21 protein-coding genes are annotated in these 19,157 nt (G+C 77.2%); 9 read left to right on the forward strand and 12 right to left on the reverse strand.

What is annotated here, in order from left to right; genetic code table 11:
* Positions 1–16: 16 nt before the first annotated feature.
* Positions 17–418, forward strand: a complete 402-nt coding sequence (locus I4I82_RS21250) for an SRPBCC family protein (protein WP_218593192.1) — start codon at positions 17–19, stop codon at positions 416–418.
* Between the two features lie 6 nt (positions 419–424).
* On the opposite strand, the gene I4I82_RS21255 is transcribed toward I4I82_RS21250, so the two are convergent.
* The 8 genes from I4I82_RS21255 to I4I82_RS21290 all read right to left on the reverse strand — a co-directional run bounded on the left by I4I82_RS21255 (position 425) and on the right by I4I82_RS21290 (position 9,153).
* A complete protein-coding gene (locus tag I4I82_RS21255; protein ID WP_218593193.1) occupies positions 425–2,257 on the reverse strand; it encodes a thiamine pyrophosphate-requiring protein in 1,833 nt (610 codons plus the stop codon).
* A 28-nt stretch (positions 2,258–2,285) separates the two neighbouring features.
* On the reverse strand, positions 2,286–3,014 hold the full coding sequence (locus tag I4I82_RS21260) for a glycosyltransferase family 2 protein (protein ID WP_218593194.1): 729 nt from the start codon (positions 3,012–3,014) through the stop codon (positions 2,286–2,288).
* Positions 3,011–4,324 (reverse strand): bifunctional PIG-L family deacetylase/class I SAM-dependent methyltransferase, encoded by a 1,314-nt coding sequence (locus I4I82_RS21265; protein WP_218595955.1) that lies wholly within the window; start codon positions 4,322–4,324, stop codon positions 3,011–3,013. The genes I4I82_RS21260 and I4I82_RS21265 overlap by 4 nt, the downstream gene beginning before the upstream one ends.
* Positions 4,321–5,262, reverse strand: coding sequence for an acyl-CoA dehydrogenase family protein (locus tag I4I82_RS21270; RefSeq protein ID WP_218595956.1), 942 nt, complete (start codon positions 5,260–5,262; stop codon positions 4,321–4,323). Before I4I82_RS21270 ends, I4I82_RS21265 begins: the two co-directional genes overlap by 4 nt.
* Entirely contained in the window at positions 5,259–6,089 is an 831-nt protein-coding gene (locus I4I82_RS21275; protein ID WP_218595957.1) for a glycosyltransferase family 2 protein, read from the reverse strand. Before I4I82_RS21275 ends, I4I82_RS21270 begins: the two co-directional genes overlap by 4 nt.
* Positions 6,086–7,093, reverse strand: coding sequence for a glycosyltransferase (locus I4I82_RS21280; RefSeq protein WP_218594067.1), 1,008 nt, complete (start codon positions 7,091–7,093; stop codon positions 6,086–6,088). Before I4I82_RS21280 ends, I4I82_RS21275 begins: the two co-directional genes overlap by 4 nt.
* Positions 7,090–8,154: a glycosyltransferase gene (locus I4I82_RS21285; protein ID WP_218594068.1), complete on the reverse strand. Its 1,065-nt coding sequence runs from the start codon at positions 8,152–8,154 to the stop codon at positions 7,090–7,092. Before I4I82_RS21285 ends, I4I82_RS21280 begins: the two co-directional genes overlap by 4 nt.
* Before the next feature lie 99 nt (positions 8,155–8,253).
* The gene (locus I4I82_RS21290; RefSeq protein WP_218594069.1) at positions 8,254–9,153 is read right to left on the reverse strand and encodes a WcbI family polysaccharide biosynthesis putative acetyltransferase; all 900 of its coding nucleotides are present in this window, start codon (positions 9,151–9,153) and stop codon (positions 8,254–8,256) included.
* A 55-nt stretch (positions 9,154–9,208) separates the two neighbouring features.
* Between I4I82_RS21290 and I4I82_RS21295 the strand changes: the two genes are divergently transcribed.
* The 3 genes from I4I82_RS21295 to I4I82_RS21305 are packed head-to-tail and all read left to right on the forward strand — an operon-like array spanning position 9,209 to position 12,317.
* Positions 9,209–10,234 carry a glycosyltransferase family protein gene (locus I4I82_RS21295; RefSeq protein ID WP_225920638.1) on the forward strand — a complete coding sequence of 342 codons (1,026 nt, stop codon included), beginning with the start codon at positions 9,209–9,211 and terminating at the stop codon, positions 10,232–10,234.
* Positions 10,231–11,169 (forward strand): glycosyltransferase family protein, encoded by a 939-nt coding sequence (locus tag I4I82_RS21300; protein ID WP_218595958.1) that lies wholly within the window; start codon positions 10,231–10,233, stop codon positions 11,167–11,169. The genes I4I82_RS21295 and I4I82_RS21300 overlap by 4 nt, the downstream gene beginning before the upstream one ends.
* Positions 11,163–12,317, forward strand: coding sequence for a glycosyltransferase family 2 protein (locus I4I82_RS21305; RefSeq protein WP_218595959.1), 1,155 nt, complete (start codon positions 11,163–11,165; stop codon positions 12,315–12,317). Before I4I82_RS21300 ends, I4I82_RS21305 begins: the two co-directional genes overlap by 7 nt.
* 52 nt (positions 12,318–12,369) lie before the next feature.
* Here the strand turns inward: I4I82_RS21305 and I4I82_RS21310 are convergent, their stop codons facing one another.
* From I4I82_RS21310 to I4I82_RS21325, 4 genes are all read right to left on the reverse strand, one after another.
* On the reverse strand, positions 12,370–12,843 hold the full coding sequence (locus I4I82_RS21310) for an SRPBCC family protein (protein WP_218592937.1): 474 nt from the start codon (positions 12,841–12,843) through the stop codon (positions 12,370–12,372).
* A 180-nt stretch (positions 12,844–13,023) separates the two neighbouring features.
* Positions 13,024–14,250, reverse strand: a complete 1,227-nt coding sequence (locus I4I82_RS21315; protein ID WP_226370173.1) for a PP2C family protein-serine/threonine phosphatase — start codon at positions 14,248–14,250, stop codon at positions 13,024–13,026.
* Positions 14,251–14,260: 10 nt separating this feature from the next.
* Positions 14,261–14,911, reverse strand: a complete 651-nt coding sequence (locus I4I82_RS21320) for an alpha/beta fold hydrolase (protein WP_225920639.1) — start codon at positions 14,909–14,911, stop codon at positions 14,261–14,263.
* Positions 14,912–14,951: 40 nt separating this feature from the next.
* Entirely contained in the window at positions 14,952–15,647 is a 696-nt protein-coding gene (locus I4I82_RS21325; RefSeq protein ID WP_218592939.1) for a DsbA family oxidoreductase, read from the reverse strand.
* A gap of 82 nt (positions 15,648–15,729) precedes the next feature.
* Between I4I82_RS21325 and I4I82_RS21330 the strand changes: the two genes are divergently transcribed.
* From I4I82_RS21330 to I4I82_RS21350, 5 genes are all read left to right on the forward strand, one after another.
* Positions 15,730–16,113 carry a hypothetical protein gene (locus tag I4I82_RS21330; protein ID WP_218592940.1) on the forward strand — a complete coding sequence of 128 codons (384 nt, stop codon included), beginning with the start codon at positions 15,730–15,732 and terminating at the stop codon, positions 16,111–16,113.
* Between the two features lie 103 nt (positions 16,114–16,216).
* The gene (locus I4I82_RS21335; protein WP_218592941.1) at positions 16,217–16,900 is read left to right on the forward strand and encodes a DUF6766 family protein; all 684 of its coding nucleotides are present in this window, start codon (positions 16,217–16,219) and stop codon (positions 16,898–16,900) included.
* Positions 16,901–16,941: 41 nt separating this feature from the next.
* Positions 16,942–18,045: a spore photoproduct lyase family protein gene (locus tag I4I82_RS21340; RefSeq protein WP_218592942.1), complete on the forward strand. Its 1,104-nt coding sequence runs from the start codon at positions 16,942–16,944 to the stop codon at positions 18,043–18,045.
* An 87-nt stretch (positions 18,046–18,132) separates the two neighbouring features.
* Complete coding sequence (locus tag I4I82_RS21345) at positions 18,133–18,702, forward strand: hypothetical protein (RefSeq protein ID WP_218592943.1); 570 nt, start codon at positions 18,133–18,135, stop codon at positions 18,700–18,702.
* Between the two features lie 12 nt (positions 18,703–18,714).
* The gene (locus I4I82_RS21350) at positions 18,715–19,080 is read left to right on the forward strand and encodes a hypothetical protein (RefSeq protein ID WP_218592944.1); all 366 of its coding nucleotides are present in this window, start codon (positions 18,715–18,717) and stop codon (positions 19,078–19,080) included.
* The last annotated feature ends 77 nt before the right edge of the window (positions 19,081–19,157 follow it).

Here is a 19,157-nt window from a genome sequence, read left to right on the forward strand (position 1 = left end):
TCGAAGAGGAGAACCCGTGAACGTCCGCGAGTCGATCGTCGTCCCCGCGAGTCCCGACGCCGTCTGGCAGGTCGGCGGGGACGTCGGCAACGTCGCCGACTGGATCCCCGCCATCGAGAAGACGCACATGGTCGGCGACGTCCGGCACGCCACCTTCGCGGGCGGGGGCGGCGACGCGCAGGAGCGGATCGTCGAGCGCGACGACGCCGCCCGCGCCTACGTCTACGAGTACCTCTCCGGTCCGCTCGCGCTCGCCCACTACCGCTCGCGCTTCGCCGTGCAGGAGCACCCCGAGGGCTCCGAGGTGGTGTGGACGGCCGACTTCGCCGCCGAGTCGCCCGACGAGGAGCCCGGGCTCGCCGAGGCGATCTCGGGGATCTACTCCTCGGCGCTCGCGGAGCTCAAGGGCCGCTTCTGAGGCGCGTCAGCCCCGGTGCGGCAGCAGCGTCGCCGCCGCCGCCGGGATGCCGCGGCGCAGGATCCCGCGCCAGTCCGAGTCGCCGCGGATCACCGACATCGCGGTCTTCACGGCCTGGTCGCGGGTGAACTGCGGCGGGATCATCAGCTCCGCGGGGTCGACGACGGCGTCGATGACCATGGGCCGGTCGGCGGCCAGTGCGGCGTCCCAGGCCGGTCCGACCTGCGACGGGTCGTCGACGCGCACGCCGTTCAGGCCCAGGCTGCGGGCCCACGCGGCGTAGTCGACGTCGGGCACGCCCTGGCTCGCGTCGAACTTCGGCGTGCCCTCCCCGCTGCGCTGCTCCCAGCTCACGAACGCGAGGTCGCGGTTGTTGAGCACGAGCACCGCGAACCGCGGGTCGGCCCACTCCTTCCAGTACTTCGCCACGGTGATGAGCTCGTTGACGCCGTTCATCTGCATCGCGCCGTCGCCGATCAGCGCGAACAGCGGGCGGTCGGGGTGGGCGAACTTCGCGGCGATCCCGTAGGGCATCGCGCCGCCCATCGACAGCAGCGTGCCCGAGAGCGACGCGAGCATCCCGGGTCGCACGTGCAGGTGCCGGGCGTACCAGGCCGTGACGGTGCCGCAGTCGACGGCGACCATCGCGTCGTCGGGCAGCCGCGCGTCGAGCTCGGTGAGCGTGAGCTGCGGGTTCACCGGCTCGGCGGCCTGCTGCGCCACCTCGAGCTGCCCGGTCCGCCACGAGGCCGTGCGCCCGGCGATGTCCTCGCGCCACGCGGTCGGCGCGACGTGGTCGGCGAGCAGCGCGTCGAGCGCGCGCAGCGTCGGCCCGGCGTCGCCGGTGAGATTGACCTGCGTCGGGTAGCGCAGCCCCATCTGCGAGCCCTGGATGTCGATCTGCACGGCCGGGCGGCCCTCCGGCGGGTAGAACTCGCTGTAGGGCGTGTTCGAGCCGACGATGAGCAGCCGGTCGCAGTGCTTCATCAGGTACGAGCTCGGGGTGGTGCCGAGCAGGCCCAGCGCCCCGGTGACCCACGGCTCGCGCTGGTCGACGGCGGCGAGCCCGAGCAGCCCGGTGGCGACACCCGCGCCCAACCGCGCGGCGATCGCCGCGACCTCGGCCTCCGCGCCGAGCGCGCCCTGCCCGACGAGCATCGCCACCTTCTCCCCGCCGCGCAGCACGTCGGCGGCGGCGCGCAGGTCGTCCTCGGCGGGCATCGTGGGGCGGGTGCTCGGCGCGTTGGAGGTGGCGTAGTAGCCGTGGGCGTGCGGCGGATCGAGGACGGCCTTCTCGTCCTGGACGTCGTTGGGCAGTACGAGCACGGCGACGGTCCGGTCCGACAGCGCGGTGCGGCAGGCGCGGTCGACGAGGTGGCGGACCTGGCTCGGGTCGTCGAGCTGGGCCAGGAACCCGGCGACGTCCTTGTAGAGCGAGAGGAGGTCGACCTCCTGGTAGTAGCCGCCGCCCTGCGCCGTCAGCCCGGTCTGCCCGACGAGCGCGACGACGGGCTGGTGGTCGAGCTTGGCGTCGTAGAGGCCGTTGAGCAGGTGCACCGCGCCCGGGCCCGACGTCACGAGCGCCGCGCCGATCGGCCCGCCGCCGTACTTGACGTGCGCCGACGCGGCGAAGCCCGCGGTCTCCTCGTGGCGGACCTGCACGAAGCGGGTGTCCTCGCGGCGCTGCAGCGCCGCGGTCATCCCGTTGATGCCGTCGCCGGGGTAGCCGTAGTAGTGCCGGACCCCCCAGGACGCCAGCCGATCGACGATGTGGTCGGCGACGGTGGGACGGCGGGGCTCGTCACCCGTGGTGGGCTCCTGCGGCTGGGCGGTCGGCATGTGATCGGTTTCCCGGACGCCCGGCCGCTCAACCTCCGGCGACGGTGCCCCGGGGGAGTCCCCGGTCACCGGTGCCCCCCAGCGCGGCGAGCAGGTCGGCCAGGCCCCCGGGCGCCCGGCCGACGGTCCGTGCGCTGGTGCGCACCCGCCCGTCCAGCGCGGTGACGACGCGGAAACCGGCCTCGCGCAGCCGCCCGACCAGCGCGTGGTCCTCGCCGTGGACCACGGCCGGGAAGCCGCCGGCCGCGAGGTAGGCGTCGGCGCGCACGCCGAGGTTGGCCCCGTAGACGTGGCCGTGCCCGTCCGGGCGCAGGCCCGAGCCGACGATGCGGGCGTACTCGGGCCCGGGGTCGGGCGCGCCGTCCAGCGCCGGGTCGAGGTCGACGAGCCCGGCGACGGCGTGCGCCCCCGCGGCCGCGTGGCGCAGGTGGTCGTGCACCCAGCCCGGCCCGACGATCGAGTCGGCGTCCGTGCTGAGCAGCCACGCCGTGGCCGGGTCGGCCCGGTCGGCGAGCCGGGCCAGTGCGTGGCGGAGCCCGCGGTCGCGCAGCTCGCCGACGGTCAGCGGCACGTCGTTGACCAGCACGTCGACGCCCGGCGGCACGCGCGACGCCGTGGTGTCGGTGCAGCGGTCCAGCACCGCCACCACCGCCGCGTCGACGCCCGGGGGCAGTGCGGCGAGCACGCTGTCCAGGCACGCGGCGATGCGCTCCTCCTCGTCGCGCGCGGGCACGACCACCCCGACGGCGGTGATCACGCGCGCCGCAGCACGTGCAGCAGGAACTCCTCGTCGACGTGGGTCACCAGCGCGGTGAACCGGGGGTCGTCGAGCAGGACGCAGTGGGTGGCCCCGGCGTCGCGCGGCGCCTCGGCCGGCCAGCCCCGCCAGTGCGCGATCACGACGTCGCCACCGGGCTCCACGGCCTCGGCGATCCGGTCGACGGTGGCGGCCAGGACGTCGTCGGCGAGGTAGTAGAGGACCTCGGAGACGACGGCGAGGTCGAGCCCGGCGGGCAGCGCGGCGGCGTCGGGGAGGGCGGCCTGCTCCACGGTCGCCCCGGTCCCCTCGACGGCGGCGCGCGCAAGGTCGACGGCGGCCGCGGCGGCGTCGGAGGCGTCGAGCCGGTCGCAGCGCGCGGCCAGCTCGCGGGTCAGCGCGCCCGTGCCGCAGGCGGGCTCGGCGGCGTGCCGGTAGTGCTCGCGGGGCAGGCAGGCGAGCAGCACCGCGCGCTTGCGCCGCTCGTAGGAGCTGGTGCGGGTCTCCCAGGGGTCGCCGCCGTCGGTGGCGTAGAGGTCGTCGAACCGCTCGGCCGGCGCCCCGCCCGCGGCGGGGTCGCGGAACACGACCTCGGTTCCGGTGTCGAAGTGCGCCAGCACCTCCGGGCCCACGATCGGCGCGGCGCCCTCCGGGCCGGGCCCGGTCTGGGACACGAAGCAGGCCACGGCCCGCCGCTTGGCCTCCCGCGCGTCCGCGTCGAGGTGGTGGACGCGGGCGAGCGGCCAGGGGATCCCGTCGTCGTCCGGCCGCAGCCACGGCCACATCCAGATCGGGTAGTTCCAGCGGGTCGTGGTCACGGGGGCCGCGGCCGCGACGGCCCGTCCGGCCGCGGCGTGATCGGGGTGCGGGTCGCCGGTCCACGGGGCGAGGACGGCCTCGGCGCCGACGAGCAGCGGCTCCAGCGCGGCGGCGAGGACGTCGGCATCGAGGGCGGAGTCGGGCATCCCGAGGCGGTGCACCGGCACGCCGGCCATCCCGTGAGCGGCGAGCGCGGCGTCGAGCTCGTCGCGCCGGGTCGCCGCCAGCGCGGCGCGGGCGGTGTCGTCGCGGGCGGGGTCGTCGAGGGAGGGGAACGCGGCCTCGCCGTCGGTGGCCACCACGAGCTCCACGCGCGCGCCCGCCCGGTGCAGCGCCCGCATCAGCCCGCCGGCGCCGAGCGTCTCGTCGTCGGGGTGCGCGGCCACGACGACCACCCGCTCCCCGGCGAGCGCGGCGACCTCGAACGCGGGCGGCGCGTGGGCGTCGAGCAGCGGGAGCCAGTCCGCGGGCGGGGTCAGCGGCCGGGTCATGCGGACTCCTCGGTGAGGCGGGCGCCGAGCGCGGCCAGGTCGAGCTCGGCGTGGTGCTGGCGGACGTAGACGCCCAGGTCGGCGAGCCGCAGGCCGGGACCGGGCTCGCGGGTCAGGCCGGTGGTGCCGGCGATGCGCGGGGCCCGGTCGAGCACCGTGCGGACGAGCTCCTCGGCGGCCGCGCGGGCCGTCCACACCGCGGTGGTGTGGTCGGCGGCCGGGTCGGCGTCGATGTCGTGGGCGGTGCGCTCGAGCAGGGCGTCGGTCGCGGCGAGCGCGGTGTGCAGGGCGCCGACGTGCGCGAGGCGGTGCGGGTCCCCGCCCGCGAGCCCGCGCACGTCGTCGAGGACGCCGGCGGCGCCGCCGAGCCACACCGCCGCGACCCCGCCGCCGCCGAACCAGAACCCCGGGCGGGCGGTGTAGAAGCCGGGCGGGCCGACGCGGCGGTCCGCGGGCACGCCCTGGAACTCGACGTCGACGCTGTCGCTGGCGACCATCCCCGCCGGGTTCCAGGTGCCCATCACGGGCCGCACGCGCGGGTCGCGCACGTCGACGTCGACGAGCGCGTCCCCGGCGACGACGAGTGCGCGGTCGAGCCGGTGTGCGCCGGAGCAGAAGCGGACGACGCCGTGCAGGGCCCCGTCGCGCAGGACCGCGCCGGTGCCGGCCGAGCGGGCGGCCCAGACGCCGTAGAGCGCTCTCCCGACGGGGTCGCAGCCGGCCTCGGCGAGGATCGCGAGCGCGTCGGCGTGGCCCTCGGCCAGGCGGGCGAGGACGAGGTCGGTGCGGCCCCAGCGGGCCAGCGTCCGCCAGCGGCCCGCGGTGTCGCCGTGCCCCGGACGGGGGAGCGCATCGCGGACGGCGGCGGCGAGGGCGGGTCCGAGGGCGGCACTCGGGTCGGGGACGGGGTCGGGGGGACGCGGGTCGAGCAGGGTCACGGGTGTCCTTCCGGGGACAGGTGCAGCGCGTCGTGGGCCGGGTCGAAGACCACGGCCCCGCGCGCGTCGAGCTCGTGCAGCCAGCCGCTCATCGGCCACCACCCCCGGCGGCGGCGGAACAGGCGGGCGTTGCGGACGATCTCCGCGATCCGCTCCGGGGTCTCCCGCGCGGGCGGGTGGTGCTGGTGGAACGCGCTCGCGCCGCCGACCCAGTACAGGCCGGCGCCGGCGTCGCGGGCGGCGCAGGCGAAGTCGGTGTCCTCGCCGCCGTAGCCGGTGTAGTCCTCGCAGAACCCGCCGATCGCGTCCCAGGTGGCCGGGGTGACGGCGAAGGACAGCGACCAGAACAGCTCCCACCGCGACTCCGCCACGAGCTCGCCGTCGGGCGGGGCGGGGCGGGCGGGGTGCGGGGGTGCGAGCGCCGCCAGCCGGTCGGGGGCCGGGTAGCCACCGTCGGGGGCGGGCGGCAGGTGGTGCACCGGCCCGCACAGCAGCGCGGGTCCGTCGACGCGGCGCGCGGCGTCGGCGTAGCGGCGCAGCATCCCGGGTGCGGGGATGCAGTCGACGTCGAGGAACACGAGCAGGTCGGCGCCCGCGGCGGCGGCCGCCCCGGCGTTGCGGGCGGCCGAGAGCGGCAGCCCGGTGGTCGGCACCGGCACCCGGACGACGGCGACGGGCGGCGCCCCGGGCACGTCGGCGAGCTCGGGCTCGGCCCCCATCGCGACGACGACGTGCACGTCCGGCGGGTCGACCGCGAGCGCCTCGCGCTGGCGGTGCAGGTGCGCGGCGCGCCCGCGGACGGGCGTGATCACGGCGGTGCGGGTCACGCGGCCAGCCCGTCGAGCAGCGCGGCCGCGTGCGCGGCGCCGGTGCCGGTGGACCACGCCTCCCAGCCGGCGCCCCCGCGCTGCGCCGCGCGGTCCAGCAGCGCGGGCCAGGCCGCGGGCTCCGGCCACGCGCCGGTCGGCTCGGCGATGCCGGCGCGGGCGAGTGCCGCGGCCGTCGCGTCCTGCTCGCCGAACGGGCGCCGCTGCGGCACCACGACGGCGGGCCGCCGGGCCGCGGCCACCTCGGCCAGCGCGTTCTGCCCGGCGTGGGTCACGACGACGCCGGCCGCGGACAGCTCGGCCCACACGTCGTCGACCCAGCCGAGCCAGGTCAGGTTCTCGGGCCAGTCGCCGGGGCCGGGGTGCGGGCCGGCCACGACCCAGCGGTGCCCGGGGGTGGCGGCCGCCGCGGCGGCGATCCGGTCGGGTCCGACGTCGATGCCGCCGCGGCCCCACAGCACCAGCACGCGGCACGGGTCGCCCGCGGCCGGAGCCGGGTGCACGTCGAACCGGGACAGGGCCCCGAGGTGCACGGTCTTGGAGGCCCACCCGTCGGGCCAGCCGTCGGCGGGGCGGACCGGCCAGGGCGCGAGGATGCGCTCGGCCAGGTCGTAGGCGGTGCGGTGCGGGCGGTCGGTGCGCTCGCCGGGCTGCGCCACGACGACCACCGGGACGCCGTGCAGGCGTGCGAGCAGCGCCACCTCCACCGACACGTCGACGACGACGAGCGACGCCCGCACAACGGTCTCCGACACCCTTCGCATGCGCTCGGCCAGGCCCGCGTGCCGCCGCGGCACCCAGTGCAGCGTGCCGCCGGCGGTGACGTCGCGCGTCGCGGCGTCGACGCCGTCGCTGTCGTCGGGCAGGTCGACCCAGTCCCCGGCCCAGCCCGCGGGCCGCGGCCGTCCGGACATCCCGACGACCGGCGTGCGCGCCGCCGCGGCGATCGAGGCGGCGCGATGGACGTGCCCGCTGCCCTGGTGGTGCACGTAGTAGGCGATCACGCGACGAGCTCGTCGTAGAGGTCCTCGTAGCCGCGCACCATCGCCTCGACCGAGCAGACGTCCTCGGCGCGGCGGCGCACGGCGGCGCGGTCGAGCCGCGCGGCCGCGGGGATCGCGGCGGCGAGGCCGTCGACGTCCCCGGGGTCGGCGAGCACGCCGCACGTCGGGCCGAGCAGCTCGGGCAGCGCGCCCCGGGCGAACCCGGCGATCGGGGTGCCGCAGGCCAGCGCCTCGGCGACGACGAGCCCGTACGGCTCGTCCCAGCACGGCGACACCACGGCCACCGAGGCCGAGCCGACGAGCCGGGCGAGCGCGGTGTGGTCGAGGTGCCCGACGTAGTCGATGCCGTCGCCCAGCAGCGGCGCGACCTCGGCGTCGAACCAGCGGCGGTCGGGCCGGGGCCCGGCCAGGCGCAGCCCGCTCCCGGCGGCGCGGGCCGCGCGGATCGCCTCGACCGGCCCCTTCTCGGGCACGATCCGGCCCGACCAGACGGGCGTGCCGCCGCCGGGGCCGGGCGTCCACACGGCGGTGTCGACGCCGTTGCGGACCACCCGGACGTCGGGGACGAGGCCGCGCCACTGGCCCGCGGTGGTGTGGCTGACCGCGGCGAACCGGGGCCGGTTCTGGGTGCGCGGGAGCCGGATCGCCGACTCCAGCCACGGCGTCGGCGGGGTGTGCAGCGTCGTCACGACCGGGCGCGGCACGGCCGGACCCATCGCGACGGGCAGGTAGTGCAGCGAGTTGTTGTGCACGACGTCGTACGGCGCGTCGGGGGCCGACAGCTCGAGCATCAGGCCCAGGTAGGCGTGGTGCTCGGCCAGGAACCAGTCGGCGGGCATGCTCACGTCGCTGCGGGCGTGCCCGGTCAGCGGGGGAAGGGGCGTCATCTCGCGGACGCCGAGCGCGGGGTCGGAACCGGCCCCGCCGAACACGGTCACCTCGTGGCCGCGGGCGCGCAGCCGCGACGCGAGCTGCCAGGTGTGGGCCTCCAGACCCCCGGCGAAGGGCTCGCGGATGGGGTAGCGGGCGGAGGCGATGAGCGCGATGCGGTGTCGCTTCAACGCGGAAGACGGGTCGGCGACACGGCGGACTCCTGGTTCGGGGCAGCGGGCTGATGGCGACCCCGGATACCCCCGTCCACGCGCGGGTCACGCCATGACCTACGTCATAGCGAGGAGCGTGAGGCGTTTCGCGTGGCGCTCCAGCCCGGCCGCGACCCACTGCGGGTGGTCGGCGTACCAGTCGAGCTGTGCCGCCCGGACCTGTCCGTCGTCGACCGGGGCCCCGTCGACGAGCCAGTGGTCCCGGGGCTCGGCGTCGAGCCCGAGCGCGTCGAGCACGGCGGGGTCCAGCGGCGCGCGCACCCCGCCGAGCAGCGCCCGGCCCGGGTCGTCGGCGTCCGCCGGCAGCCCGACCGCGGCCTGCACGCGGCGGGCCAGTGCGATGAGCACGGGATTGCCGGGGTGGTTGAGGGTGTGCGCGGCGTCGGTGCCGAACCCGGCGAGCAGGTCGGCCACGCCGACGTCCGTGGCCCGTTCGCGCCCCGCGAGCTCGGAGACCGACAGCGCCGCGGCCTCCCGCAGCGCCGCGGCGTCCGGGCGCGGCGCACGGGTCAGTCCGGCGGCGGCCGTGAGGGTGCGCAGGTCGTGGTAGGGCACGACGGGCGGCACCGCGGCCATGTCGCCGGGGTGCCGGACGATCACCGTCCACGGGTGCAGGCCCGCGTAGCGCACCACGGGCCAGCGCAGGACGCGCGCGCCCGCGGGCAGGTGCGCGGCGAGCTCGGCGGTGCCCAGCGGCAGGTCGCGGTAGCCGTCGCGGACGGGCTGGGACAGCAGCAGCGCGGTGCGGGCGAGCAGCGCGTGCAGGTGCGGCAGGTCGTCGGCGGTGAGCTCGTGCACCGGCGGCACGCGCACCGGCCGCGGCGCGAACGTCGGCGACCCGGCGAGCAGCACGCGCAGCGACTCCGCCTGGCAGTTGCCGTGCACGAGGGTCACCGGGCCGGGCTCGTCGACCAGTCCGTAGAACTCGCCGTAGTGGCGGCGGCGTCCGTGATCCATGTGACCGATGCTGCCCGGGGTTTCGGGAACCGGCGCGCCGGGGCACCTGGGGCGGGTGCGCATCGCGTCGGTCCCGTCCGGTCACGTCTACGTCCGGCACCTCGCCGACCCCGCTCCCGCCGGTCACGACGTGGTCCGCCTGCCCGACCCGCCCGTGCCCGGCGCGCCACCCGGCCAGTGGTGGCCGCCGCCGATGCTCGACCCGTCGTGGGTGCGCGGGCACGCCGGGGAGTTCGACGTCCTGCACGTCCACTTCGGCTACGACGACCGCACGCCTGCACAGCTGGCCGCGCTCGTCACCGCGCTGCGCGACGCCGGCCGGGCGCTCGTCGTCACCGTCCACGACCTGCGCAACCCCCACCACGCCGACCCGGCCGCGCACGACGCCGCGCTCGGCGTCCTGGTCCCGGCGGCCGACGCGCTGCTGACGCTGACCGCCGGCGCGGCGGCCGAGATCGCGCGGCGCTGGGGGCGGGAGGCGACGGTGGCGCCGCACCCGCACGTCGTCCCGGCGGAGCGGATCGCCGCGCCCCGCCCGCCGCGCGAGGGGTTCCTCGTGGGGTTGCACGCCAAGAGCGTGCGGGCCAACGCCGACCCGGTGCCGGTGGCCCGCGCGCTGGCCGCGGCCGTCGCGGGGCTGCCCGGCGCCCGGCTGCGGGTCGACGCGCACGACGACCCGCGCGGGCGCGCCGTCGCCGCCGCCCTGCCCGACCTCGACGTGCGCGTGCACGCCCCGTTCACCGACGACGAGCTGTGGGAGTACCTGTCGGCGCTCGACCTCTCGGTGCTCCCGTACCGCTTCGGCACCCACTCGGGCTGGCTGGAGGCCTGCCACGACCTGGGCACGGCGGTGCTCGCGCCCGACTGCGGCTTCTACGCCGAGCAGGCGCCGTGCCTGCTCTACGGCCACGACGAGCACCGGCTCGACGCCGGCTCGCTGCAGGCGGCCGTGCGCCGGGCGCACGCCGAGCGCCCGGCGTGGCGGGCCGACCCGGCGGCCCGGCGGGCGCAGCGGGAGCGGATCGCCGCGGTGCACGCGGAGGTCTACCGGTCGTCGGTGCTCGCACGGGCCGCCGCGTGAGGGTGCGCGTCGTCGCCCCCGGCCCGCCCGGGCACGGGGTCGTCCGCCACGCCGCGCTGGTGGCGCAGCGCGCGGCCGCCCACGGGATCGAGCCCGTCGACGGGGGAGCCGCCGACCTCACCCATGCCCAGTTCACCGACGCCCTGTGGGGCCCCGACATCGCCGCGGCCGCCGCCGCGTTCACCGCGTGGGCGACCGGCGTCCCGCGCCCGCTGGTCGTCACGCTGCACGACGTGCCCGGCGCCGACCCCGACCCGGCCCGCGACGCCCGCCGCACCGCGGGCTACGCGCGGGTCGTGGCCGCGGCCGACGCCGTCGTCGTGTCCGCGGAGCACGAGGCGGCGAAGGTGGCGGCGTTCTCCGGACGGGTCGCGACCGTCGTCGACCTGCCGGTGCCGGCACCCGTGCCCGGCGGCGCCGCACCGGACTGGGCCGACCGCCCCACGCTCGGCGTGCTCGGCTTCCTCTACCCCGGCAAGGGCCACGCGGAGGTGCTCGACGCCGCCGCGCGGCACCCGTCGCGGCCCCGGGTCGTGGCCGCGGGCGGGCCCTCGCCGGGGCACGAGCCGCTGGTGGCGGCGCTCGCGGAGCGTGCCGCGGCGGCGGGCGTCGACCTCGTCGTCACCGGGGCGCTGAGCGACGCCGACCTCACCGCCGCGGCCCGCGCGGTGACCGTGCCGGTCGTGCCCGGGCGCTCGGTCAGCGCGAGCGGCACGCTGGCGACCTGGTGGGGGTGCGGTCGCCGTCCGCTGGCCGCGCGCGGCGCCTACGTGCGCGAGCAGGCCGTGCGCCGCCCCGGCGCGCTGACGCCCTACGACGACCTCGACGTCACCGCCGTCCTGGCCGACCCGGACGGGACCCGGCTGCCCGCCCCGCCCCCGTGCCGCGCGGGCGCCGCGCACGCCGCCCTCTACCGGGGGCTGCGCGCGTGCTGATCGACGTCCCCGTCCCCGGCAACCGCTACGACCTGCTCGACGCGCACCCGGCGCCGCGCCCGGAGGTCGCGGTCGTCGTCGCCCACTACCGCCAGCCCGGGCAGCTCGCCCGGAGCTGGGACGCGTTGTGCCGGCAGACGCTGGCACCCGTGGAGGTGGTGATCGCCGACGACGGCTCCGACCCGCCGCCCGCACCGCCCGCCGGCGGGCCGCCGGTCCGCGTGGTGACCCAGCCCGACCTGGGGTTCCGCGCCGCCGCCGCGCGCAACCTCGGCGTCGCGCACACGAGCGCCGAGGTCCTGGTCCTCCTCGACGCCGACACCGTGCCCGAGCCGGGGTTCCTCGAGCACCTGACCACGCGCGTCGCCCGCAACCCCGACGTGCTCGCCGTGGGGCGCCGCCGCCACGCCGACCTCGACGGCCATCCCGTCGACGTGGACCCGCGCACGCTCCCCGAGCTGCCCGAGCCCGTCTGGCTGCGCGAGGCCTACGCCGGCAGCCGGGACCTGCTCGACGCCGACGGCACCAGCTTCCGCCACGTCATCAGCGCCGTGCTCGCGTGCCGGCGCAGCCTGTTCGACGACCTCGGCGGCTTCGACGAGCGGTACGTCGGCTACGGCGGCGAGGACTGGGACCTGGCCTACCGGGCCTGGAACAACGGGGCGGTGCTGGTGCACGAGCCCACCGCGGTGGCCTGGCACGACGGCCCCGACTGGGCGCTGCGCGGCGAGGCCCCCGGGGTGAAGGAGCAGGAGGCGGCGCGGCTGGCCGCGCTGGTCCCGGAGCCGGGGACGCGGCGGGGCGCTCCGCCCGGCGAGGTGCCCGACGTGCTCGTCGAGGCGGCCCCGGTCGCCGTGGACTCGGTGCGCGCCCAGCACCACACCGATCTGGCTGTGGGCGGGGACTGGACCACCGACCAGCTCCGGCGCGCCCGCGTGCGGATGCGGGTGGAGCGGCCGCTTCCGCCGTGGGCGGTGGGCGCGGCGGTGCGGGCGCTGGTCGTCGGCGACCTCGCGACCGTCGTCCTGCGCACCGGGGGCGCGGTGGCCGCCACCGCGCGCAGCACCCGCGCGATCGGCCGGGCGCGGCGGTGGGGCGGGGGCGGGATCGGGTTCGGCGAGCTGGACCTCGACGTCGGGAGCCCCTGACACGACTGCGGCCCGCCCCGCGGTGAGCGGGACGGGCCGGGAAGCCGTTCTGTCAGACGGCGTTCTGCGGAGCGGCGTCGACGTCGCCGCGCCATCCGCCCTCCTCCTTGCCGCGCGCCTCGATGAACTCCTTGAAGTTCTCGAGGTCGCCCTTGACGCGGCGCTGGACGATGCCCAGCGCGTCGCCGGCCTTCTCGACGAAGCCCTCGGGGTCGTGGTCGAGCTGGAGCGCGACGCGCGTCGTGGCGTCGTCGATCCGGTGGAACGTCACGACACCGGCCTGGTGCGTGCCGTTCTCGGTGGTCCACGCGACGCGCTCGTCGGGGTGCTGTTCGGTGACCTCGGCGTCGAACTCGCGCTGCACGCCGGCGATGTTGGTCACCCAGTGGGTACGGGTCTCGGTGACCTGGTCGATGCGCTCGACGCCCTCCATGAACCGGGGGAACGTCTCGAACTGGGTCCACTGGTTGTAGGCCGTCCCGACCGGGACATGGACGTCGACACTGTGCTGAACGGAAGTGGCCATGATGAGCGGGTGCCCGTTGCGCCGCTGCGCAAACCCGCCACGCCGAGGCCGGCGGCCAGCCCGATGGCGGCCGCTCCCGCGGTGGCCCGCCCGATCCCGCTCGACGCCCCGGTGACGACCACGACGCCGTTCCTGATCCGTATCCCGCGTCGGTACCCGGTGGGACGGGTCGACGCGCGGTCAGCCGCCGGCGTCGGTCGGGAACATGCTCAGGTGCGCCCCCGTGGCCCAGTCGACGAGCACCAGCGTGGCGTCGTCCTGGAGGCGGCCGTCCTGGTGGGCGAGGACGGCGGCGCCCAGGCGGCGCAGCGTCTCCGGCGCGGACAGGTGGTCGGCGGCCGCGTGCTCGGTGAACTCGACGAGGCGGTCCTCGCCGAAGAACGCGCCGTCCACGTCGCGGGCCTCGACGATGCCGTCGGAGTACAGGAGCAGGCGGTCGCCGGGCTCGAGCTGCTCGCGGCCCACGGCCGGGGGCGGCCCGGGGATCGTCAGGCCCAGCGGCAGCCGCGGCGCCGACGCGAGCTGCTTGACGACCCGCCCGTCGCGCACCAGCAGCGGCGCCGGGTGCCCGGCCAGCAGGAACTCCAGCACGCCGGTGGCCGTGTCCAGGCGGGCCAGCACGGCGGTGGCGAACTGGTGGGGCCCGGCCTGGGAGAGCACCGCCTCGTCGGCCCGCGCGGCGATGGCCCGCAGGTCGGTCTCGCCGTCGCGGCGGGCGTTGCGCACGGCGGTGATGGCGAGCGCGGTGGTGAGGCCGGCGCGGAGGTCGTGGCCCAGTGCGTCGAACACGGCGAGGTCGATGACGTCGCCGTCGACGTTGTAGTCGTAGGCGTCGCCGGCGACGCGGTCGTGCGGCTCGAGCAGCGCGGCGACGACCACGCGGTCGGTGGCGAACGTGCGCGGCGGCAGCATCTGCCACAGCAGCTCCGATGCCAGCGACAGCGGCCCGTTGCTGCGCCAGCGCCGCAGCCGGTCGCTGTAGACGATCTTGGTCATCAGCAGGTGCCCGGTGAGCCCGGCGAGGATCCACACCCAGCGGCGCAGGTCGGCGTCGTCGTCGCGGTCGCCCAGGCCGATGCGCATGACGCCCGCCCGGTCGGTGCCGTCGAGGACCGGCACCCACAGCACCCGGGCGCCCGCGTCGTCGAGCCCGGGGAGGATCTCGCCGAGCTGGTAGGCCCGCCCGGCCATCGTGCCCACGACGCGGACCTGCTGGTCCGCCGCATCCCCGATCGGCACGAACATCCGCTGGGCCAGGTCGACGACGAGCACCTGGGCGGTGAGCCCGACCGGGCGCACGGCGTCGTCGACCAGCGTCGTCAGGTCCTCACCGCGGGCGAGGTGGCCGCCGTCGACGACGTGGGCGAGGACGTGTGCCCACGCCGCGTCCCCGTCCGATGCCGCCACCGTCGTGACCCTACCGGCGCGTCCGGGCGCCGCCGAGGACCGCCTCGATGCGCGCGGCCAGCGAGGCGGGCCGGGTGAGCGGCACCATGTGGGCCCCGCCGGACAGGGACGCGGCCGAGCCGCGGGGTGCGGCGGCGGCCAGCGCGGCCACCCAGTCGGCCGGGGAGAGGCGGTCGTGACGCCCGCGCACGACCAGCACCGGCGCATCGACGCAGGTCAGCGCGTCGTCGAGCCGGTGGCGGCGGGTCGCGGCGAACCCGCGCGCCATCGTCACCGGCCCGCTGCGCAGCCAGTCGGGCACCAGCACCGGCAGCTCCCACACGTGCTCGTGCACCGCGGTCCGCACCCACCGGTGCGCCAGCACGGGCGGGGTGAGGCGCGGGTCACCGGTCGGGCCCACGAGGACCAGCCCGGCGACGCGGCCGGGGGCGCGCCGCGCCGCCTCGGCCACCACGTGGCAGCTCGCGGAGTGACCGAGCAGGACGGCGGGCCGGTCGAGCGCATCGAGCAGGCGCCCGGCCAGGTCGGCGGGGTCGAGCGGCACGCCGGAGGCACACGGCTCGCCGTACCCGGGCAGGCGCACCGCGCCGGTCCGCCACCCGGGCCCCAGCGCGTGCAGGGTCGGAGCGGCGGTCCGCGGTGTGAGGCCCAGCCCGGGCACGGCGAGCAGAGTGCGGCACCCGGGCACCCCGACGCGCCGCTCAGCCCACCCCGGCGGCCGCCGCCGCCCGGCGAACCAGGTCGTCGTGCGCCGCCGGGTCGTCGGAGTCGACGACGAGGAACCCCGTGCCCGGCTCGCCCTCCTGGTGGATCTCCACACCCGGGTTGTGCACGCTCGACCCGTCGGCGAGGAAGAAGTGCGGGCTGCCCTGCACGGCGTCGCGGTGGTCGAGGTAGCTGCGCATCATCGGGCCGCGGGCCCGGCCGGTGTCGAGGGCGTCGCGCAGCCGGTCGACGTCGACGCCCGGGCACGAGGCCGCGACCTCGAGGACCTCGTGGCGCATGCTGACGCACCGGCTGTCGCGCCAGAACGCCAGCCGCAGGGCTTCGTCCAGCTCCTCGGCCGCGGCGGGCGACTGCTCCTTCGCCGCCTGCACCGCCTCGTTCGCGGGCATCGCGGTGACCGGGTACTCCGACAGGTCGCGCTGCCACGAGGTGAACCCCAGCTCCGTCGCGAGCGCACCGACCACCGGCTTCTCCGGCTCGATCGTCCGCCAGTTCAGCGCCATGCCGTTGACGTCCTCGAGCAGGAACGGCTGCAGGTCCAGGTGCAGCACGCCGTCGAGGCCGGCGGCGGTGCGGGCGCGGCGGAAGCGGTGCAGGGCGACGGTCGCCCAGCCGCACACGATGTCGGAGAAGACGGTGACCGAGGCGGGAGGGACCGGGGGAGGAGTCATGCCCGCGGGGATACCCGCCGCCGCGTGCCGGATGCGGCCGGACGGCCGCGTTTGGAGAGCAGGAGCAGGGGTAGCCACGATCATGGACGGTCGGACGCACGTTCTGGTCGTCGCCGCGGCGCTGGTCGCGATGGTGGCGGGCGGTTGTGCGGCCGCGCAGCGACCCGACGTCGAGCGGGTCGCCGTGGAGTTCGCCGCGGGCGTCCCCGAGGAGCGCTGCGGCCTGCTCGCGCCCGCCGTCGTGGCGGCCCTCGACGCGCAGGACGGCTGCGAGTCGGGCGTCGCGCAGGTCCCGGCCGCGTCGGCGGACGTGCTCGGCACCGAGGTGTGGGGCGACGACGCGCAGGTCCGGCTCCCCGGCGACACGCTGTTCCTGACCCGCACCACGACCGGCTGGAAGGTGACGGCCGCCGGGTGCCGCCCCGCCGGCGACGGGCCCTACGTGTGCGCGGTGGAGGCGGGATGAGCCGGGACGACCCGATGCGCAGCGTGCGCCTGCTGTTCGCGGCCTACGTCGGCGTGATCGTCCTCGGCCTGGTCTTCTCCACCGCGCTCGGGCTGCTGGGCCGGTGAACCGGACCGCGCGCGTGCTGCGCGACAACGGGCTGGGCCTGGCGTTCGGGGTCCTGTTCCTGCTGGCGCTGGCCGGGCAGGGCCTGGCCGGGCACGCGCAGTACAACGACCAGCAGGCCGCCGAGGGCTCCGACCCCGTCGGGCTCGGCCACTACCTGCTGTCGTCGTCGTTCGCCGTCGACGTGGTGGAGAACTGGCAGTCGGAGTACCTGCAGTTCTTCCTCTACATCCTCGCGACGGTGTGGCTGGTGCAGCGCGGCTCGCCCGAGTCCAAGGAGCTCGACGAGCCCGGCACCGAGTCCGACGCCGACCAGCTCGTCGGCCCGCACGCCCGCGCCGACTCCCCGCGGTGGGCCCACTCCGGCGACTGGCGCACGACCGTGTTCTCCCGCTCGCTCGGCCTGGTGATGGGCGGGGTCTTCCTGCTGTCCTGGGCCGCGCAGTCGGTGGCCGGGTGGGCGGCCTACAACGCCGAGCAGCTCGGCTCGCGGCAGGACCCGGTGACGTGGGCGGGCTACCTCGTCGAGCCCGACTTCTGGAACCGCACCCTGCAGAACTGGCAGTCCGAGCTGCTGGCGGTGGGGTCGATGGCGGTGCTGGCGGTGTTCCTGCGCCAGCGCGGGTCACCCGAGTCGAAGCCCGTCGGGGCCGCCCACGGCGACACCGCGATGACCGGCTGAACCGGACTATCCGCACGTCGCGGGGCGTTGCACCAGGTGCGATGCCGACCACCACACCGACCCGCCTCTGGGTCCCCCGCCGCGTCCTCGTCACCCGGTCCGCCGCCGAGCGGCCGCACACCGCCACCGTCCTCGAACGCTGCGCCGCCGCGGGCGTCACCGACGTCGAGTTCCTGCCCGCCGACCGGATCACCGGCCTGCGCGTGACGGGTCCCGACGGCGAGACCGACCAGCGCGCCACCTACGCCCGCGCCAAGTCGACGCTCGCCGTCGTCGTCAGCCCGCCGTCGCAGCGGCGCCTGCAGCCCATCCCGCCCAGCGCCGACTGGCGCCTGGACCTCGCGCAGGGCTGCCCCGCCCACTGCCAGTACTGCTACCTCGCGGGCTCGCTGGGCGGGCCGCCCGTCACCCGCGTCTACGCCGATCTCGACGACGTCCTGGGCGCGATGGACGAGCACGTCGGCCGCGGCGGGGTCACCTCGACGTCGGCCGCCCGAGGCCACGAGGGCACCACGTTCGAGGCGTCCTGCTACACCGACCCGCTCGGGATCGAGCACGTCACCGGCAGCCTGTCCGCGGCGATCACCCACGTCGGGACGCACGCGTTCGCGGGGCCGGTGCAGCTGCGGGCAACCACGAAGTTCGGCGCCGTCGAGCCGCTGCTGGACCTGCCCCATCACGGCCGGACCCGGATCCGTGCGTCGGTGAACGCGGCGGGCGTCGCGGGGCGCTTCGAGGGCGGCACCGACAGCGTCCCGGTGCGCCTGGCGGGGCTGGGCGCGCTCGCCCGCGCCGGCTACCCCGTCGGCGTGACGATCGCGCCGATCATGCCGCGCGGCGACTGGCGCGCCGAGTACGGCGCCCTGCTCGACGCCGCCGCGCACGAGCTGGCCGGGGTGCCCGGCCTCGATCTCACCGTCGAGTGCATCACCCACCGCTTCACGCCGTCGAGCAAGGACGTCCTCGAGGGCTGGTACCCGCGCACGCAGCTGGAGATGGACCCCGACGAGCGCAGCCGCAAGCGCGGGAAGTTCGGCTCGGTGAAGTACGTCTACCCCGCCGCGACGATGGGCGAGCTGCGGTCCTGGTTCACCGAGGCGCTCGAGACGCGCATCCCGGCCGCGCGTCCGCTCTACTGGACCTGACACCCGGGCCGCACCGGGCGTGGGCCGTCCGAGGCCGGGTACGACCTCGGAGCGCGCCGAGAGTCGGCGCGATCCCAGGAGGCCTCCATGTCCGAGCGCAACACCCTCGTCCGCAGCCTGCACGACGTCGGACTCGCCGCCTGGTTCGGCGGCACCCTCGCGGGGGCGGTCGGGATCAACGGCGCGGCGGCCGACGTGCCCGACCGGTCGCAGCGCCTTCGGGTCGCCAACGCCGGCTGGGCGCGGTGGACGCCGGTCAACGCCGCCGCCATCGGCGCCCACCTCGTCGGAGGGGCCGGGCTGCTGCTCGCCAACCGCAAGCGCGTCGCCGGGCAGTCCGGCGTCGCCGCGGTGACCGTGGCGAAGCTCGTCCTCACCGCGGCCGCCCTGGGCGTCACGGCCTACAGCCGGGCCCTGGGCAAGAAGGTCGAGCAGGGCGGTGGGGCCCCGGCCGAGGGCGGCACCACGCCCGCGGCCGACACCCCGCCCGACGTCGCGAAGGCCCAGCAGCAGCTGTCCGTGACCCAGTGTGTCATCCCCGCCCTGACCGGCGGGATCGCCGTGCTCAACGCGGCCGCGGGCGAGCAGCAGCGCCCCGAGGAGCAGACCTCGGGCATCCTGCGCCGGTCCGCGCAGCTCGTCGGCGTGGCGAGCTGAGCCGGCCGCCTGATGGACGACGACGTCGCGCCCGACGACCTGATCACCTGGCCGGACGGCAGCACCGACCGGGCCGGTGACCTCGTCGGGCGCGCCGTCGTCGACCGCCACGGCACGATCCTGGGCCGCCTCGACGGCCTGCACCCCGCCCGCGAGCGGCCCCGCTGGGGCGTGGTCGTGGCGGTGTTCGGCCGCCGTGCCGTGCCCCTGGCCGGCCTGACCCGCCACGGCCGCGGCGTGCAGGTCACGGTCGACGCCCAGCAGGTGCAGGCCGCCCCGGTGACGGACCCGGAGTCCCTGGACCTGCCGGAGTTCGGCGACGGCGAGCAGAGGCTGGTCCGGCACTACGGCGGGCGGGCGGGGGAGGCCGTGCCGTAGCCCTGCGCGCCGCCTACCCGCGTGAGTGCGACCCGCTCACCTCGCACACCGGGTGGTGACCTCGCACAGGGTCGGCG

Origin of the sequence: Pseudonocardia oceani (genome assembly GCF_019263585.2) — a bacterium.
Classification (GTDB): domain Bacteria; phylum Actinomycetota; class Actinomycetes; order Mycobacteriales; family Pseudonocardiaceae; genus Pseudonocardia; species Pseudonocardia oceani.

Coding starts and splice junctions, on each gene's coding strand:
- I4I82_RS21255 (WP_218593193.1), bottom strand. CDS start 2,257: ATGCCGACCGCCCAGCCGCAGGAGCCCACCACGGGTGACGAGCCCCGC.
- I4I82_RS21265 (WP_218595955.1), bottom strand. CDS start 4,324: ATGACCCGGCCGCTGACCCCGCCCGCGGACTGGCTCCCGCTGCTCGAC.
- I4I82_RS21290 (WP_218594069.1), bottom strand. CDS start 9,153: ATGGATCACGGACGCCGCCGCCACTACGGCGAGTTCTACGGACTGGTC.
- I4I82_RS21310 (WP_218592937.1), bottom strand. CDS start 12,843: ATGGCCACTTCCGTTCAGCACAGTGTCGACGTCCATGTCCCGGTCGGG.
- I4I82_RS21325 (WP_218592939.1), bottom strand. CDS start 15,647: ATGACTCCTCCCCCGGTCCCTCCCGCCTCGGTCACCGTCTTCTCCGAC.
- I4I82_RS21330 (WP_218592940.1), top strand. CDS start 15,730: ATGGACGGTCGGACGCACGTTCTGGTCGTCGCCGCGGCGCTGGTCGCG.
- I4I82_RS21340 (WP_218592942.1), top strand. CDS start 16,942: ATGCCGACCACCACACCGACCCGCCTCTGGGTCCCCCGCCGCGTCCTC.
- I4I82_RS21345 (WP_218592943.1), top strand. CDS start 18,133: ATGTCCGAGCGCAACACCCTCGTCCGCAGCCTGCACGACGTCGGACTC.
- I4I82_RS21350 (WP_218592944.1), top strand. CDS start 18,715: ATGGACGACGACGTCGCGCCCGACGACCTGATCACCTGGCCGGACGGC.